This window comes from Gottfriedia sp. NPDC057948, assembly GCF_042887255.1.
GTDB lineage: Bacteria > Bacillota > Bacilli > Bacillales > Bacillaceae_G > Gottfriedia.
Genome location: NZ_JBHVPN010000001.1, coordinates 296,872 through 313,886, shown reverse-complemented (window position 1 = coordinate 313,886; position 17,015 = coordinate 296,872). Strand labels below are relative to the sequence as shown.

The window sequence follows — 17,015 nt, the reverse complement described above, 5'->3', positions numbered from 1 at the left end:
AAAGCTGCAGCTAGACAATTTAAGTCTAGCTACAGCTTTTAATTGAACTTTTTGTGTCAATATTTGTTCCCCTTCCCTTTTCAATCACACTTGGGCACTTGCTGAATACAATAGGCATGAGGGTGTGATCCAATGAATGACTATAAAATTAAAGAAGATCTTCTTATCATCGCTACTCTTCAAAGAGATTTAAATGTCGCCGCTGCAGCCTTATTATTAACTGGCCAAATTACGATAATAGGTGTATTTATAACGTCTGGAGAATTTAGTCTTTCTCTAAGTGGACCCTTATTAGGTAGAGAACGTGTAGAAAGTAAATATGGAGATCAATTAACAAATTCTCTTATTGATGTAATCGATATAATCATTGCTATTTTATTATTAATTGATGAAGTTCGTGTTGTAAGCTCTGTAATAGGACCTGGTAGATTCTCACTCAATGTAAGTGGGCCCATTTTTGGTGCGCCAGTTAGCGAACCGACACTTCCTTTTCTAAAAAAAACATATTATTTTTGCAAAAAAATTGTTTCGAAACATTTTGATATTGATCCGCGAATCTTTAGTAAATAAAGGAATGGTGATTATGGCTTTAACAGATATCCCTACGGTAAGACCTACTGATACCCAAGTTTTTCTTATGGCAATTTCAGTCATTTCGTTTATTTTCTTCTTTACACAACGAAAAACTAGTGACTCAACCTCAACACCTTGAGTTAAAAAATCACAATTCGTCTTTTTCTATCTCATTATTCATTGGTTTTTCTCTATTCTCGATAACTGATAAAACAGCTTCATTAATCTCTTCATAGCATGTGCATCTACAAATATTGGAAGATAGCCATTCCTTCATTGTTTCATAGGTTGGATGTGGTTTTTTTAATAAAAGAGAATGACAATTCATAATAAATCCAGGCGTACAATAACCACATTGAAACGCAAAATTTTCAACAAATGCTTTTTGTATAGGTGAATCTTTTAACCCTTCAATTGTCGTTATTTTTTGACCAACTGCCTCGATGGCAAGCATTATACATGATTTATATACTGTATCATTTACTACAACTGAACAAGCCCCGCAATCTCCATTTAGGCAACCTGGCTTTGCTCCAGTTAGACCTAATTTAGTTCGTAACACATAAAGGAGAGTATCAACTGGACGGATCTCCACTTGTCGAATTTCATCATTAATACTTAAAGAAACACTTAGTTTTTTGCTTGGAGACTGGTCCATTACCTTCCCTCCATTTCGATCATGATCTCTTCAATTGTGTTTTTTAGTACAAATAGTCGGTACTCTTTTGAGCCTTCAACATCATCAAGTATTTCACCAGGAATATATTGAATTGCTTTTTGTATTCTTTCTTCTACACTCGAGTTCGTATTATTTAGCTCAGCTTCCATTTGCTTTGAACGAAATGGAAAAGGACATAGCCCACTAAAAGCAAAACGCAATTGATTATCCATTTTAATAGATGCGATCGTCAGTAGTGGATAACCCGTATCCCATTGCTGACGTTTTTTTATACTCATATATGGTAGATCTATATATTTCTTTTCTGTTAAAAGTTGGATTAGAATTTGTCCGTCTTGGAGTTGTAAGTTTTGATTGAAGATTTGTTCGATTGGAAAAGCCTCAACACCATTGTACCCGGCAACAACAACTTGGCTATCACAAAGAAGAAATGGCAAAATTGCTTCCCGATAAAAAATTTGACCACACAAGTTTCCACCTAAGGTAATTTTATTTCTTGCCGTACGGTCTGCTATTCCCACCGATGCTTGAGAAAGTAATGGAAATAGGTTTTTTTCTTCAATATCTGTAAGTGAAATGACAGCACCTGATATTAAATAGCTTTCATTAAACTCAAATAATTGACACTCTTTCAGCTCTTTAATATCGATAAGGGCATCTGTTTCGACCAGATTTAATCGCCCTAATGTTATGATTTCTGTACCACCTGCATAATAAATTGGCCTTTTGTTATTAGCTTTTAAAAAATAAAAAAGCTCCAATGCTTCTTTAATCGTCGTTGGTTTATAGTAATCTATATTAGAAGATAACAAACTATACCCCACCTTCTTTTACTTTCCATAATAGCTCGGGGATAATTGGTAAATTGTAAATTTCAGCCGAAATTGCAGTAGAAAGACAATTTCCAAGTGCAGCTGGCATTCCTAGTAAACCATGTTCGCCTACCCCTCGTGCACCAAATACAGCATCCAATTGTGGTGTTTCAACAAATGCAACTTCATATTTAGGGTTCTCTCCAAATCGTATTGGTCGATATGTTCGTAATTGCGGATTTAGTACTTTCCCCTGTGAATCAAATTTAAAAGTTTCTCTTCCTGCAAAAGATAATCCCATACTCATTGCACCTTTAACTTGACCAGTTGCCGTCTTACTATTTAGTACTTTGCCAATATCAACTGCAGTAACAGCTTTGAGAATCCTATATTCATATGTTTTCAGATTGACTTCTACTTCTACACCATGTGCACAAACCGTCCATTCTGGTCCTGGTTTACCAGCACCTGTCTCTCGATCTATATAAGTTAAACCAGTTAAAATATAGTGTCCTCTTCCAATTATTTGTCCACCAATCGAGTTTCCATTTGGGAATGTATATCCATAAGCGATATCTTTTATCGCTATATTTTTATTTGGTTCACTTCTTAAATATACTTTACCGTAACCAACCTCTAAATCCTCAATAGGAGCACGCAATACAAATGAGGCTATATCCTTTAATTGACGAATTAAATCTTCAGCAGCTGCTAGTAATGCTCTTCCTGCCATGAATGTCCCTCTACTTGCAACAGTTTTCCAATGCTCAGGTGTATTTAATGTGTTAATCTTCATTTGAACATGAATATCGTCTACGTCCATTTTTAGAATCTCTGCTAACATTTGAGCAAGAATCGTTTTCGTGCCCTGACCGATTTCTACAACACCAGACATTAAATTAATACTACCATCAGCGTTATAGATCAATATCACACCTGAGCTGGCATTTGGTGTAATGGTAGAAGTTTTCCAAGAACAACTAATTCCTTTTACTCTCACTTTATGATTGCCTAGGTCAATGACCTGACCTTCCTCCCAATTGATTAATTCTTTCATTTTTTCAATACATTTAGGAAGATTTCCAACTGTACTAGAATTTAATACAACTTGAGTAGGCGTTTGATCACCAGGTTTAATTGCGTTTTTTTCTCTTAGTTCGATTGGATCCATATTTAATTTTCTAGCAAGAATGTCCATCGCTCTTTCAAATGCAAAATGTACTTCTGAATGACTAAATCCCCTAAAAGGTGCTGGATACGGATGATTTGTATACATACAAAAAGAATCACACCAAATATTTTCAATATTATAAGGTCCTGTACAATCAACTGCTCCCGCTCTTGTTAAATCAATTGATTTATCAGCATACGCTCCGCCATCCCATAAAAATTGAATCTCTGCAACCTTGAGCTTTCCCTCTTTTGTACATCCTAGTTTTACATTCGCTTCAAGTCCGATATGCACGGGCGATGAAACCATATCATTTTCACGAGTGTTATATATTTTTACTAATCTACCATTTACAGCTCGTGAGGCAATATAGGCTAATAGCTCTAATTGAATTGCTCCCTTTCCACCATACCCCCCACCAACGAAAGGAGTGTTTACAATGACTTTTCCAGGCTTTATTCCAAAATAATCTCCTATTAAATTCTTAACCATAAATGGTGCTTGAGATGATGTGGTGATCTCAATCGTGCCATCATGATGGATTTGAACAAATGAACATCTTGTCTCCATTGCAGCATGATCAGATGGTCTGAAAGCAAAACTTTCATCAACCATTACTTCACTTTCTCTCCAGCCTTTGTTAAAATCACCTTTTCTTATTTTAATTCTTGTAGCTATATTAGTTCCTGGCTCTGGGTATACGCCTTCTGTTTTTTCATACTCTCCAAGATTGGGGTGAATAAGAGGTGCATCCTGTTTTAGTGCATCTGAAGGAGAATTTACAACAGGTAATAATTCATATTGTACTTTCACTAAACTAGCAGCTTGATTTGCCATATATTCAGTATCCGCAACAACGATTGCAACTACTTCACCAAAAAAGCGGACACGGTCAAATGCGATTGGATGACGATCAAGAATTCCTTCTCCTACTAAAGGTAGATTTTCACCAAATATTATTTTTCTTACACCTGGTACGGTTAGAGCTTCAGTTGCGTCAATATTTTTGATGATCGCATGCGCGTAAGGACTAGTTACTATTTGAGCATGAAGCATTTCATTTGCCTCATAATCGTCTGTATATTTTGCATATCCAGTAACTTTTTCGAAAGACTCTTTTCGGGGTATTCCTTTACCGATTATATGCATGATGTGTTCTCAACCCCTTTCGTAAAAACAATTCACAATGAATTAATATTATAGAAATAGTTAATTTAAGATTTCTTTTATATGAGATACTTTAAAAATTTATGTTTTGAAAACTAAAAAAATGCCCAGATAGGAGAATCAGGCATCTTAATCTGAACGATAAACAATGAAGTTAAGTTATTCTATTTTCTTTATTAGCTTAAATTTTGACATTTTATGTACTTTGTAAAATCAAGGTCTATTTTCCATACATATCCAATTTAGTTCAGGGAATAATACTTATATTCTTTGCGGAGTTTTTAAGGAGTTGGTTTAAATGGAAGTAAATGAAAAAACCTCAATGCTTGAGGAAGTATAAAACGCATTTCAATCTAGTTCTGATTTTAAATATAAAAAATACTCAATCGGTGAAGTAACTCTTCATTTATGTTATTTAGACACTTTAATTGATTCAGAGGTTATTCAAACACATATCTTAGAACGGGTTGCTAGGAAAGATGATTCAGGTCGAATCATCACAACTATATTAGATTCTGATGATGCATATACACTTGATGAATGTATACAAGCTATTCTTTCTGGAAGTGTTATCGTTTTTAATGATAAAAATAAAAGTAAAGCAAAGTCATATTCTGCACCTAGTAATAATAGCGATCGTTCTATCACAGAATCTCTTACTGAAACAGTTTCAATAGGTGCCCATGACAGTTTTGTTGAGAGTCTTAAAATTAATTCAACTTTAATTCGAAAAAACTACGTACAAGGGAACTAATCATAAAAAATATAACAGTTGGTAAAAAATACCCTGTATTGATTTCCATTATTTATTTGAACGATATCACTCCTCAATCAATGATTGAAACAATTGAGCAAAAAATAAAAAAGCTTGAGTTAAGTGGACATGAATATTACCGATTGGTCAATCTCCAATAAAAAAGATTGGCTCCGGTGCGTATTCTTCCTTTATTGAAATGTTAGGTTTTGAAATCTTTTTATTTTTAGCGCCTTGCTTTCAAGATACAAAAAAGAAATTATTTACTTTAACTTTTGTAAATGTCTTTACGACAATTTTTTATACCTTTATTATTTTTACTTCCTATATTCGATTAAGTAACAATGAAAATAGTTATATCATAGACCGAATTCTGTATATTTTCAAAACCTATCACTCGAAGATGATTGAGAGTTTAAATACGATCTTTTTAAGCTTATGGACAATTGTCATTTGTGCAACAGTAGTTAGCTATATTTATATCGTTAGTGAAGATGTACATAAGCGACTATCATTAATTAAAAAAAATAGAAAAAGCATATTACTTTTCATCATTATAGTAGTATTTGCTTTTTATCCGTTAGTTTCCTACCATATAGCCAGAAGAGAAACATTTGTAAATTTCGGTAGTTATTTAGACCCTTTATTTATTATTATTATTCTATGCCTATTGTTCCTAATTAATAAAGTTAGGGGGCTATTCAATTGATTCGAAATTCAATAATCATTATTTGTTTATTTTTATTTCTTTTCGTAACTACTGGCTGCTGGAATTCAAGAACAATTACAGAAAAAACACTAGTAAATGGGCTGAGTATTGATATTGATCAAGATAATAAAATTGAGGTCAATGCACTAATACTTGATATTATCGGTAGAGGATCTGGCGTCTTCGATTTCCAAAATGAATCTGTTAAATCTACAAAGAATTCAGTGTCTCAAGCTGGGATGGAAATACAATCATTTTTACCCGGAGATATAACGACATCAAAAACTAGGGTTATATTATTAGGTGAAGATTTCTCAAAAACTAAATTTATTCATCTTTTAAGTACTTTTCGACGTAGAACATTTTCAAATTTAAATGTAACTGTCGCTATCACAAATAAGCAACCTGCAAAAAACGTTTTGGAATTAAAAACGGTTGGTACAAAACCATTGTCATTTATATTAAAGGATACAATTGATAATGCCGAGTCAACCTCCATCGCTCAAAAAATGGAGCTATTTAATATTTTTACTTATACTTCTGAAGATGGAATTGATTTTACAATCCCAGTTGTAGATATATCATCAGATAAACGAGTAGAAGTAATTGGTGCAGGACTAATGCATAATGCTAGCTATACTGGTCATTTCATAACTTCTGATCAATCTCCTGTTCTTTTAATGCTGATTGGTAAATATGGAAATACCGGCCATTTTATTACAAATCTTCCTAAAAAATATAAAGCACCATACAATACAATAGCTTATGAAATTATTAGACCTAGGAATCACTTCTCTATTACGACTTCTAAAGATAAAATAGAAGTAAATTTAAAAACTGAAGTATATGTTAGAATAAACGGAATTACATCAATTAAAATGTTACAAGAAGAAGAAATGTTGTCCATTATTAAGAAAGATTTAAATAAAAGAGCTCAAGATGTAATTAAAGATATACAACTTGCTAATAGTGATGTGCTTGGTATTGGTCGATATTTAAAAGAGCATCAACCAGAAAAATGGAAAAAACTTAATTGGGAAAAAGAGTATCCTACAGTTAAGATCCATCCAAAAATTGAAGTAACGATATTAAGTACAGGAGCAATTGGAACAGAGTCTCAACTTGAAGAGTAAAAGAAAAAGATAGTGTAGTCAGTTTAAAACCTGGCTTCTCTATCTTTTTAATTACTTAAATGAAATTGTTTTTTTAATTCATCAAGAAATTCTTTTGCCAAAGGTGATAATGGTTTTGTTTGTAAATAGATTAACCAAAAATCAAGATCAAATATTTCTTCATCCTTCATTGGAATTACTTTTATGTCACCGTTTATGACCATTGGTCGATTTCGAATTGAAAATTCATGTAAATAAAGAATAGCTTGACTTTCTTTTACCAACTCAAAAAGTAAGCTACTACGATTTGTTTGTAGTACAACGTTTTTAGGGTTCATTTTTGTAATTTTTAATAACTTCTTATAATCCGAGTTTTTGTACATAACAATTTTTGCATTTGTTAAGTCACTAGGAGATACAGAGTCGTATGTATAAAAAGGTGATTTCTTCCCTACTGCAATACAAATATGTCCATTATGTAAATGTTCAAATTCAATGAACTTTTCTTTTTTTAATTCTTCGTGTGTTGCAGGAATAAGTGCAAAATCATAATCTTGTTTAATAAAACTTTGAATCATATTCGCTGGATTTTCTTCTACTACTTCAAATGAAACCTCTTCTTGTTTCTCATTAAACTTGATCATTGTTTCTTGAAGTAGATAAGTAAAAGTCGGTGCCGTTAGGATTTTCAAATTAGTTTCACTTCTATTTTTAATTTCATAAATTTCCTTATTAAGATCCTTAATCGTGCTCAATAAAGTCATTGCCTTTGCGATCACTATTTTCCCTTCATATGTGGGTGAAACACCTTGCTTTGAACGGTTAAAAATTTTGATGCCAAGCTCATTTTCTAACTGAGTAATTGATTGGCTCATCCCAGAAGGAGATATAAATAATTTTTCAGCAGCTTTTGTGATTGACATTTCTCTTGCTGCACTTACAATATGTTCCATTTGATCAAAATTCATTTTTACAATTTCTCCTTAAGAATACTAAATCTATTACTTTTTTACAGAATTTAATTTTATATTAGCGATTTTTAAAAAAATCTATTATTCCTTATTATTAACATATTTAGCATCAACATGCGTAATAATAAGTTTGAAATTATTTAGTAACCCTCTAAAAAAAATAAGACAAGAATAGATTAAATCATATTCTTGTCTTTAAATATTTTTAAGGGAAAGTTTTTAATTTGAAAAAGCCGATCTAATCGTTTTACTTTTCCAAAAAGGGTGTTTAATCCATCTTCTCTAATTTCATAAGCACCCTTTTTGGTTTGAGAGTAATTTGTACTGCTTGTTATTTCATTTCTTATAGCTTGATAGACATTACGCTTGTCCACTCACCATAGATTTTTTTAGATCCAACCATTTTGTAAGAACGGATTTTGTAGTAGTGTGTTTTACCTTTACTTAATCCTTTGTTCGTATAATTAGTTGTTGTCACGCTAGTTACGTGAGTGTATGATCCTGTTTTTGAAGTTGATTTAACAACTTCATATCCTGTTGCTCCTGATACTTTTGACCAAGTCAGTTTAACAGCATCTTTTCCAGCTTTGGCTGTTGTTGCATTAGATGGTTTACCAGGAGTTTTTTCCCACTTCGCATAAATCATCGTATCTGCAGTAACTCGATCTGTTGCAAAGTTCCAAGCCACTTTTCCTCCACCATCTTTGTACCATCCAATAAATACAAAGCCTTTTTTAGTTGGTGCTGCTGGTTGGCTAATTGTTGCATTGTAAATTGCTGTTTTTGAAGCAACTGTACTTCCACCAGAAGTGTTAAATGTAACAGTATACGCATTAATGTTCCATTTTGCATAAAGTGTAATGTTGCTAGTTAATGTTAAAGTGTTTCCTACTGGCGTATTTAACGTAGCATCTTTATACCATCCAGCGAACGTATAACCCGTTTTAGTTGGTGTTGGTAAGTTTAAGATACTATTGTAATCCGTTGTTTGAGCAGGAACCGTAGAACCACCATTGCTCTCATACTTCACTGTATACGAATTGATTTGCCATTTCGCATATAACGTAGTGTCGTTCGTTACTTTATCTGTTGCAAAGTTCCAAGGAATTGTATTTAAAGCATCTTTGTACCAACCAACGAATGTATAACCAGTTCTCGTTGTTGTTGGTGCAGTGATTCCTGTGTTATAATCTGTAGCTTTGTCAGCAACTTGACTACCACCATTGCTATCGAAGTGAACAGTGTAAGAATTAATACTCCACTTCGCATAAAGGATCGTGTTATCTGTTACTTTGTCTGTCGCAAAGTTCCAAGCTTCTTTTCCTTCAGCATCTTTGTACCAACCAACAAATGTGTAACCAGTTCTTGTCGGTTTTGTTTCATCTAGTAATGAATTGTATTCAGCTTTTACTGAAACTACAAGTCCAGCATCTTGTGTGTCATAGATAACAGTGTATTTTGCTGGTTTCCATTGACCGTAAATCGTTTTTGCAGAGTAAATTGAATTTGTGAAATCCCAAGGAATTGTACATGCTTCATCTGCAAACCAAGTTAGATCATAACCGTGTACAGTTGGTGCTGTGATTCTGCGTGCTACAATTTGATCTTTTGTTGCATCCTTCACTTCAGCAGGTGCATTCTTTGGCATTACGAAATGCACAGCATATCCATTTACAACTTTTTGTACTACTGTCACATCAGCATACTCTTTAGCTTTTACTGTAATCGTATAATCTTTAGCTCTTGTGAATAGACTCTTATCTAGAGTAATTGTACGAGCATCTTTATCTACATTGTATTTTGATGCGTCTACTGGAAGACCATTGATGTTAAGGCCAGTAATCGCATTTGCCCAATCTTTGTCAATGTACTCTAATACCATATCGTTTCCTACTGCATTGTCTGTTGTATCAGCAGTTACAACTGAACCAGCTAATGCATATTTCGCATATAGAGTAATTGGTTTTGTCACAATGTTTTCAAAATCATAAGAATTTGTTAAATCTTGATCTGTATACCAACCATAGAACTTGTAGCCTACTTTAGTTGGATCCATTGGTTTAGTCGCATTTCTGTCTACGATTTGAGCAGAAACTGGATCTCCACCATTTGAATCAAACGTTACTGTATAACCAATTACTTGGTCAGCAACTGTCACATCTTTATACCCTTCTGAAACAATTGTCACATTGACCTTTTGGCCAACTGTGAAAAGTGCAGCTTTTAGGATAATGCTATTATTTGTGATTGTGTAATCCGTATTTAGCACTAATGTTTTAGCGCCGATTTGTACAGCCTTAATATTGTTTTTCCATGTGCCGTCATCAGTAAATGGTAATGTAATATCGCTACCTACAATGTTTCCAGCAACATCTTTATTTACCGTTGGTGGTACTTTTATCCAGCATAGATAGAAAGTAGTATTATCTGTTAATACTTTAGAGACTGTTGTTGAAATATCTGACTTCTTATCACTAGACCCAGCTGCATCCAAATATAGGTCTGGACTAATTGTTAAAGTTCCATTTGTTACATGTGTTGCACCTGCACTCAAACTAGGCGCATTTATTTTTGTAGTGACTAATGAATCAGCGAAGAATGTATCATTTGCATTCTTTAACGTACCGCCGTTTAAATCAATATGACGTCTATACCCAAGTTGTAAACCTGGAATTGTGAAAATTTCGCCTGTTGTCGATTTTATCGTTAAATCATACCCTAGCGGTGACATTTCACTGAATGCAAACTTTTCTCCTAACTTGGTTTGACCTGCTTTTACAGCTTGATCATGTGTAGCTGTTGTGAAGGATAGAACTCCGTTACTTCCGTTAGACGACAAGCTATAAGTGCTTGGGTCTAATGTATACGGATCTGCTGCTACTGTTGAACCATCACTTTTCACCTGATAGAATTTCGCATCAATTTTTGCAATTTTGTCTTTACCTGTTAACCAAGAAACATTCGTTAAATAATCTGGGATGTTGATTTTTAAATCGCCTTCACCAAGTACCCATCCTTTTCCACTTACAGCGCCGTTACTTCCGTCAAATTTTAATCCATTCGGGTTCGCTTTATCAACTGGTGAATAACTTTGAGTCGTATTCATTTGCCATTTTGCATAAACTGTTTTATCTCCAGTTAAAGTAAACGATGTATCCCACGGTGTTATACCTTCTGGCTCATTATACCAACCAAGGAATTTATAACCAGTTTTAGTTGGTGCAGGATCCTTGGATGACACTAAATTACTACTCGGACCATTTGATCTACTTGAATTTGCTTTGTATCCTACCGTCATCGGCTTTATTACTGATCCGCCTTGGCTGTCAAAATTAATCGTATATCCAACTGGCTGCTGAGCTGTGTAAATAGGATCATAACCTCCAATGACATCTGGATAAACAGTTCCATCTGCACCTACTGAGCCGATTGTAAATCTGTATAGTTGTGGCAGATAGTTTTTTCCACCAGGGTTGACAGTCGCAGTACCATAAGTTGAACTTCTTACATCAGGATCAAGAGTCGAATCTGTCATAAATGTTTTCGCATTGAACGTAATTTGGCCTGGTTTACTAATGTCATAATATTTTTGATTCGTATCTGGATTGATTAAATTACTAATATCCATGCTCTTACCATTGTTAGTTGTTACAATCACCTTATTGATTCCATTTCTCCATTTCGCATCTTCTTGGAAAGTTAATGTTAAGTCATTCCCGATATGCGCTACCGTTGGGTCTGTAATATTTGGAATTGATGGCGTCGGAATTGGTACTGCTGATACTGTAAGAGATTTAGTAACATCTTGGTATCCTGTCGCCTTCACTGTAATTGTGTAATTCGTTGCCGTCGGGAATAATGAGCCCGGGAACGTAATTTTTGAAGGCATTGTTTGCGATGCACCATTTGCGTCATAATAAATATATGCTGGGTTAATCGTTACTAAATTCGTTACATCTGTTGAACCTAGCATAATTTTTGTAATTGATTTTCTCCATACTACATCATCAACAAACACCGCACTTGTAGGAGAAAGAGAGATTGATGCCCCATTTTGCAAGTCTTGTAACTTTGGTGTTGCTGAAATTGTTTGTGCTGGAGCTGTAAAATTAAGCTTTTGCATGACTTGCTGTACCGTATCACCTGCATTTAACGTGATTGAGCCAGCATAGTCTGTTGTAAAAGTTTTGTCTTGATCTACTGCTAATTGAGCAGTTGGAACAGTTAATCCTGCATCAATTGCACTTTGATTTTGTTTACCAAAGTTTTTAAAGATGTAATAGAAGTCGTTGTAATCAATTCCATAACCAAAACCTGTAGGCTTAATCCAATAAATATCTTCATCACGGTTCGTGTTTAAGAATGCCGTTTTGTTTGCTACATTATTTAATGGATTATTAAAATTATTTAGGTTTTTATATTGATAATAAACATCGATTTCCTTCATCAAATCTTTCATGTCGATTACGTTGTCACCGTTAACATCTCCACCTAAAAGGATCGGGAATAAACCTCGAATATCCTTTACAGTACCTGATTGATAACCGAATTTGTTTTCACCAATTACAGGTGTTTTTTCATATCCTTTAAAGTGTCCTGGTACACTTGCTTCGACAGAATACGGCTTGTCACTAACACCCATTGTCAGAGCATAATATGGGTTAATAAACGTATATGCCATTGTATTATTAAATGATGTTGGTTGGTCTGTTGTAAATTTATTCCCTTTATCATCCGTAGCAGTTACCTTCGCACCCGAATCAACCGTGAATTGAGGATATAGGTTATTTACAGTATTTCTTTGGAAAGATTCTGCTGCTATTTGCCCTCTAAGTACAGAGATATTCTGTCTTACATAAGGTACATTTGTTGGGAACCACGCTACTTTTGTATCTTCACCTGACAAAGTTAAATTTGCTTGTAGTAATTGATATTCAAATTGCCCTGTTATTGGATCAGGACTGTTATAGGTTACATCTGCTTCTATAATCGGCATATCATGATCAAGTGCACCCGCTGGACCTATATTTGAAATCGTTACATCTGTTGTTAAGCCAATTCCATAAGTTGGATGTTTATACGGTTGACTTACCGTAAGAACTTTAGTCGGATCAATACCTTTACTGATTAAGTAATTTTTATACTCATCCGTAAGGCGAATATTACTGAATTCATAGACACTATGATTATTCAGCAAAAATTTACCGCCGGTCATTCCTACTCCATACTTAGTTGTCATTGTCATTTTGAATGGTTTATTATTATCAACAACTACTTTATCTTCGTTACCTGGTCCTGCATCTACTCCATTAGATGAAGTTAATGTGACATACGGATTTCCCTTTTTAATGAAATAATAGGTCTGTCCGTTTACAGTTCCATCACTTTCACCTGAATAATCAGAAGGTTCAATATAAAATTCACTACCCATTTTATTTGCTACATCCTCAGCTGACACCCCAAAATGGAAGCGACCTTTCGCATCTGTATCAAAGTAAACTGTTGGGAACTGACTGTCTTGATAACCTGTAACTCTGTTCAATGCTTGATCAACAGGAACTGGCGTTACGCCATCCTTAGGGCTTGGCACTGACGTTTCTCCATTGTTTTTCATCACGTCTACGTTTGAGTCATAAACTGTACCACGGAGTCCTTTGATTTCTTGTCCAGGTAGGTATCCTGTCGGATCAATTTCATAAATTCCACCCTTGGAGTCTTGATCCATCTTCATTGTTGGTGGTGTACCGTCAACATAGACCGTATCTTCCGCTGTGTAACGTTTTCCATCTTTACCAGTTGCGATTAACTCGAGTGAGTAAGCACCTTCTTTTAGTACTTGCACTGAGTTTGATATACCAGACTGATCATACGTTCCATCGTATGACTTTGTAAATGGAAGATACCATCCATTAAATAGTGTTATACTTGGGCCATACTGAACACCTGGGATTAAGTTACTACCGTTTGATAAAGTATTAGCTATACCTATATATTTTCCATCTTTGTCTTTTATGGCAATATATAAGTTTTCCATTTCGTTATTTACCGATAAATAATAAGCTGAAAGATTTCCTTCTGACGCCGCTTTTATCGCTACTTGGAATTTATTAATTCCTTTTTCTGCAACTGTAATCGTAAACGGAACACGATAAGTCTCGGATGGGTCAGCAGCGTTTACTAGATTAATATAACCTTCGTAAGTGCCCTCTAATGCATTTGATGGAACTGTAATTTTTGCTGTTGCTTTAACAGTACTTCCACCGCCAACATTAATGTTTGTCACGTTTTGTCCACCGACAGTAAAATCGACTTTTACATCATTTCCAGTGCCTGGACCTACTTTATTCGATCCAGCAAATTTTGTTGATATAAACTCAGTACTTACTTTAAATGTTTTACTGCTATTTCCTTGGTTAGAAACATTAAAATCTTTTGAAGAAACAACATCATCTGATCCGTTCGTTGCACCTTCTCCTCTTCCTTTAAACCCAAAGAACATGCTTCCTGTAAGGTTTTCAACCTCTGTCAGATGATTATCTGCATCTGCTGCGTATGCTTTATCTAACACTTGAATTTTCACATCTGTCGCAATGGCACGAGCAGGATTAACACGTCCAGCACCAACTTGGTAAACACTAAATTTCTTTGAATCTGTGTCAATACTTTTAGCTGTATTCATTAACACCGCTTTAACATCTGCAGGTGTATAATCTGGATGTGCAGCTTTAATTAAAGCTGAAATACCAGCAACATGTGGTGTCGCCATTGAAGTCCCAGACATAATCTGATAACCAAGTTTATAATCATGTGCTGCATTTGGCTCCCAAATATCGTATGGAGCTGTTGAAGAAATATCAACACCTGGAGCTACAACATCTGGTTTAATTGTCCAATCCTTAACAGGACCCGTTGAGCTAAAGCTTGCCAAGTCATCTCCACTCTTAACAACTGGAGTATCTAGTGTAGTAGGGAAAGTGATACTTGCATTTTTAGGGTCCTTTTTAACTGCATCAGATAAAGCTTGTCCTTGTGCTTGTGTTAATGAAATGGAATAAACATTATCCATGCTTACACCTAAGAAACTAGGTATAAAGCCTTGGTTATCAGCATCATCTGTATTATCCCAAATAATCATACCCGCTGCTCCAGCATTATGAGCATTTGCCATTTTTGTTTGTAAATAGTCAACGCCACGCTTTACTAAAACAAGTTTACCCTTTACATCAATTCCACTAAAATCTGCTACACTTCCTAAACCAACATCAACAATCGGAAGTGTTTGACCTTTATAAACATCGTCTGCTTGTGAAAAGTTTTTACCGAATAAACGTGCTTTATAAGAAACTGAACCATTCTTAACAGTCATAGTTGCAATATCTTCAGGAACTGTACTTGCACCAACCGTAATTGCTAGAGCTGAAGTACCTGGTGAGCCGACTGTAGCTTGTCCAGGACCACTATTACCTGCAGCTACATCACACACAACTCCAGCTAATGTAGCATTGTTAATCGCAATACTTGTTGGGTAAAGTGGATCATTAACACTTGCACCAAGAGATAGATTAATTACATCCATGTGATCTTTTGCGGCTTGATCGATACCACTTAATACAGATTCAGTTGTTCCATGTCCTCCTGGTCCAAGTACACGATAACCATAAAGTTCAACATCTGGTGCTACCCCATTTGCAGAATATACATCGTTATTATTCGTTGTATTTGCCGCAATCGTACCGGAAACGTGAGTTCCATGAGACGTAATATATGGCTTATAAGTTGAAGGTGGTGTTCCCCAAACTGAACCTGGATTCGCATTATCAGCTACCCAGTCATCATAAGTTGTTTCCATAGGATCATGGTCATCAACGTATTTTATATTTCCGTTTGCATCAAATCCATCATTATTAACAAAGTCATGTCCACCATATAATTTTCCATTTGCATCATGTGTTGCTTTATAAAGGTCAGGATGGTTGTAATCGATACCAGTATCTAATACACCCACTTTAACCTTTTGACCCGCACGCGGACCTGTTTTAATGATTCCTGTTTGACCATCAGCTTGAAGCTTATCAATCCCTAAATAAGAAAGGGCTGAAGTTGGCTTGCCAACAGATGTACTTGTTGCTGCTGCAGTTTTAGAATTTCCTTCATCAGGTAAAGAATATTCTACTTGAGACCAAACAGACGCAACATCTGGACTTTCTGCAAGCTTTTGAACTAAATTCGCTGGTAAGGTTAAAGCAACTCCATTAAATGCATCTGTAAATTCTCGCGTAATGCTGATTCCCGTATTAACAGATTTCCCACCAACAATCGTTGTTTTAGGTTGTGCATTCAAAAAGCTTTTAAAATTTGCATGTGAATCTTTAACTTTGTTTTGAGCATCAGAATATTCACTTGCGAATGCTTGACTATTTGCAGTTGCTCCACCTTTAGCTAAAGATTGCTTAATGATTTCTATTTTAGCTGGATCTTGTTTAAATTGAACAATAACATTAATCTTTTTTGAACCAATTAAATCTTTTTTGTCTACACGGATTTTTTCAGCTTGATCTGATCCAGTAAGTTTATTAATATTTGCTTTTTGTTCAGCAGTAAGCCCGTCAAGAATATGGTTTACTTCTTTTGCATCAAAGGTATTACTTGATAAATTTTGCTGATTAAGCTTTTCTTCAGCAGTGTTTCCACTTGCATAACTATGAGGAATCACAACGTTTAAAAACATCGAACTTAAAGCAAAGATCGAAAGTATTTTTTTAGCTGGCCTCTTACTTTTATGAGACGATTTTATCTCTTTCATGTTTTTCCCCCCATTAAATACATCATCCACTTACAATCAATTGCCAGATGTTTTTACAGAAAATTCATTAATAAAAAACTTTTCTTAACAATTGAATAATTAAATATTACTCCAAGATTTGATTGTCTTGTATTGGGGGAATTTAGCGTTTTTTGATTTATTTTTGAATAAGAATACGTAGGAAAATGTAATTATTTGGTGAAAAAAGGAGATTTGTAATCAGATATGATTAATAAAGCCTTAATTTTCAAATGTAAACAAAGT

General features: G+C 34.7%; 9 protein-coding genes and 1 pseudogene. 5 read left to right on the top strand and 5 right to left on the bottom strand.

Annotated features, from left to right (window positions below; translation table 11 throughout):
* Nucleotides 1–132 precede the first annotated feature (132 nt).
* Complete coding sequence (locus tag ACFVRR_RS01440) at nucleotides 133–570, top strand: hypothetical protein (protein ID WP_387323907.1); 438 nt, start codon at nucleotides 133–135, stop codon at nucleotides 568–570.
* A 13-nt stretch (nucleotides 571–583) separates the two neighbouring features.
* Entirely contained in the window at nucleotides 584–712 is a 129-nt protein-coding gene (locus ACFVRR_RS01435; RefSeq protein ID WP_387323905.1) for a hypothetical protein, read from the top strand.
* Between the two features lie 9 nt (nucleotides 713–721).
* On the opposite strand, the gene ACFVRR_RS01430 is transcribed toward ACFVRR_RS01435, so the two are convergent.
* The 3 genes from ACFVRR_RS01430 to ACFVRR_RS01420 are packed head-to-tail and all read right to left on the bottom strand — an operon-like array spanning nucleotide 722 to nucleotide 4,384.
* Nucleotides 722–1,231: a (2Fe-2S)-binding protein gene (locus tag ACFVRR_RS01430; RefSeq protein WP_387323903.1), complete on the bottom strand. Its 510-nt coding sequence runs from the start codon at nucleotides 1,229–1,231 to the stop codon at nucleotides 722–724.
* Nucleotides 1,231–2,064, bottom strand: coding sequence for an FAD binding domain-containing protein (locus ACFVRR_RS01425; protein ID WP_387323901.1), 834 nt, complete (start codon nucleotides 2,062–2,064; stop codon nucleotides 1,231–1,233). Before ACFVRR_RS01425 ends, ACFVRR_RS01430 begins: the two co-directional genes overlap by 1 nt.
* 1 nt (nucleotide 2,065) lies before the next feature.
* On the bottom strand, nucleotides 2,066–4,384 hold the full coding sequence (locus ACFVRR_RS01420; RefSeq protein WP_387323899.1) for a xanthine dehydrogenase family protein molybdopterin-binding subunit: 2,319 nt from the start codon (nucleotides 4,382–4,384) through the stop codon (nucleotides 2,066–2,068).
* A gap of 403 nt (nucleotides 4,385–4,787) precedes the next feature.
* Here ACFVRR_RS01420 and ACFVRR_RS01415 point away from each other — a divergent pair.
* From ACFVRR_RS01415 to ACFVRR_RS01405, 3 genes and pseudogenes are all read left to right on the top strand, one after another.
* Nucleotides 4,788–5,317 (top strand): annotated as a pseudogene (locus ACFVRR_RS01415) (spore germination protein).
* A complete protein-coding gene (locus tag ACFVRR_RS01410) occupies nucleotides 5,290–5,865 on the top strand; it encodes a GerAB/ArcD/ProY family transporter (protein ID WP_387324907.1) in 576 nt (191 codons plus the stop codon). The pseudogene ACFVRR_RS01415 and the gene ACFVRR_RS01410 overlap by 28 nt, the downstream one beginning before the upstream one ends.
* Nucleotides 5,862–6,998, top strand: coding sequence for a Ger(x)C family spore germination protein (locus tag ACFVRR_RS01405; RefSeq protein ID WP_387323896.1), 1,137 nt, complete (start codon nucleotides 5,862–5,864; stop codon nucleotides 6,996–6,998). The genes ACFVRR_RS01410 and ACFVRR_RS01405 overlap by 4 nt, the downstream gene beginning before the upstream one ends.
* 47 nt (nucleotides 6,999–7,045) lie before the next feature.
* On the opposite strand, the gene ACFVRR_RS01400 is transcribed toward ACFVRR_RS01405, so the two are convergent.
* On the bottom strand, nucleotides 7,046–7,945 hold the full coding sequence (locus tag ACFVRR_RS01400; protein ID WP_387323894.1) for a LysR family transcriptional regulator: 900 nt from the start codon (nucleotides 7,943–7,945) through the stop codon (nucleotides 7,046–7,048).
* Between the two features lie 346 nt (nucleotides 7,946–8,291).
* Entirely contained in the window at nucleotides 8,292–16,751 is an 8,460-nt protein-coding gene (locus ACFVRR_RS01395; RefSeq protein ID WP_387323892.1) for an InlB B-repeat-containing protein, read from the bottom strand.
* Nucleotides 16,752–17,015: the final 264 nt, after the last annotated feature.